The sequence below is a fragment of the Massilia sp. P2_C2 genome, assembly GCF_056404615.1.
In genome coordinates this window covers 1-1,584 of the sequence record NZ_JBFUDR010000577.1, presented here as the reverse complement: position 1 = coordinate 1,584, position 1,584 = coordinate 1, and the positions used below count along the sequence as shown (strand labels likewise).

Annotated in this window: 1 protein-coding gene; it reads right to left on the bottom strand. The window is 64.1% G+C overall.

Translation table 11 applies throughout. The features are described from left to right. On the bottom strand, positions 1–1,401 hold a 1,401-nt coding region (locus tag AC1DYX_RS30985), incomplete at its 3' end, for a hypothetical protein (RefSeq protein WP_477266039.1). Between the last annotated feature and the right edge of the window lie 183 nt (positions 1,402–1,584).

The following is a 1,584-nucleotide window of genomic DNA, read 5'->3' as shown; positions in this document are numbered from 1 at the left end:
GAGCAAGATCGTACCGGATGCCTCGAACAGTGCCATGCCGCAGTTGTCCATCTTGGCGCCATACGCGGCCGATTGCGTGTAGTTGAAAGTCACGACGTTATCCAGCAAGGTGTTCGCCTGAATCGACGACAGTTTTGCCGGCGTCACGCTGGTGATGGTGGCGAACAGGCTGGCCTGGTTGGCCTGCGCAAACGCAAGCGACAGCGGTACTGCATTGGTCTGGAACGGGAAGGCGCTGACCACCGTGCTGCCGAAACGCAGGGTCCAGACATAAATTTTGCCCGCTGCGGTCTTGGTTTCGTCGATGCACATGGTGTTATCGTTCAAGCCGGCCGGCGCGGGTGCGGTGGCGGCGATATCCTGGCAGCTCTGCAAGGCCTCGCCATTGCCATAATAGGCGCTGGGGGTACCCGTGCTGTCGGCGATCCGCAACGAACTGTATCCCGTCGCCGGGGCCACCAGTTGCAGGCGCACGCTGGCCGAACCATTCGTCTTGAAGTTGCCGTAGTTGGTGAGGCCAGGGCCGCGTACGTCGGCACGGTCCGCATTTTCCGCAGCCAGACTGGACTGCTCCAGGTGGAACGCCCACAGACGCGTGAAGGATGCCACGCTCTTGCCGTCGATATTGCGCTGGATGCGTGCATTCATGTGCATGTCCAGATGGCCATTACCCGCCAGTTTCCAGCCGCCGGCGCAGACCGAGGTGTCGCTGGTCTTGACCAGCTTCCAGGTGAGCAGGCCGGCATCGTTGCCAGTGCGTAACTGTACCCAGGCGCTGCTCGGTTTGCCGTTGGTGAAGGTGATGGCGGTGGCACCGGCGCCCTGACGGGCCTTGACGAAATCGGCGACCTTGGTGGTCGAGGTGTTGGACGTCGATGTCAGCGTGGCCAGTTCCGTGGCACTGAGCGGTTGCATGTCGACCGGTGCCAGGCCGACGGCTTCGATGGTCAGGCCGGCACGGGCAGCGTCGTCAGTGCTGGTCAAAGCCGTAACGATCTGGTCCCGGCCCATACCCGTGCCCATATTGAACGAGCTGTCAATAAATGGCAGCACGGCGGCACGCGACGGTGCCACGAAGTTAGTCTTCGGATAGAGTGCGCTCAGCGAGGCCATGCAGGCACGGATCTCCGGCAGCACGGTGGCGGCGGCGTTTGCCTTGGCAAGATCCTCCGCGCCCGGTGCCGCCGCCGTCGGGATCGTGGCGGTGCCGCCTGCATTGGCGGGCAGGGTCACGCTGCCGAGGGTATTGTTGGTGGCGACCAGGGTCACGGTGGCGCTGGCGCCCTGCGCATCGGCGGGCGTGACCTGGATCTGATCGAGCACTGCATCCATGCCGGTGCCGTTGGCGACAAACGCGCCGGTCAGCGGGTTGGTCGCATTGGGATTGATCGGCTTGATCATCTCCGTCACCGCGGCGACGGCAGTGTCGAGTTTTTGYGCCGAGGTGGCGTTGCTCAACACGGTAGTACACGCCGCGGGCGCCTTGCCTGCCACCGGTGCGCACAGGCTTGCCAGCGAGGTGCCGGCTGGCTGGCCGGACGCGGTCGCCACGATCAGGTCGGTCAGCGGCGTGATGTTCACGGT